The sequence below is a fragment of the Pseudomonas sp. PME37.24/025 genome (assembly GCF_055556615.1).
The window spans coordinates 1-267 of record NZ_JBVHNK010000248.1 but is presented as its reverse complement, the minus strand read 5'-3'; the positions used below and the strand labels follow the sequence as shown (position 1 = coordinate 267).

The following is a 267-nucleotide window of genomic DNA, read 5'->3' as shown; positions in this document are numbered from 1 at the left end:
ACCCATGGTGCGGCGCATAGCCAGGAATTTGAAGTGCAGTGCGACGTGCCGAGTCTGGGCTTGATGGTGTCGGGGCGGGGTGCCAGTCGTCGTGCTGCCGAACAGGCGGCGGCAACCTTGGCATTGCAACAGATTGCCGCATTACCCGTTGCCAAGTCAGCGCGCAAGCCCCGAGTCGCTGGCATGACGCCGCTTAAAAAAACCGGCGGCAAAAGCAAGCCGGTCGTTGCGGATAAAAATAGTATGATGGTTGGCACGGGCAGTGAT

The 267-nt window shown here is 59.6% G+C and carries 1 protein-coding gene; it reads left to right on the top strand.

Features of this window, described 5'->3' with window-relative positions:
• The coding region (locus ACZ3HH_RS30240) for a putative dsRNA-binding protein (RefSeq protein ID WP_465810285.1) at positions 1-267 on the top strand (267 nt) is incomplete at both ends.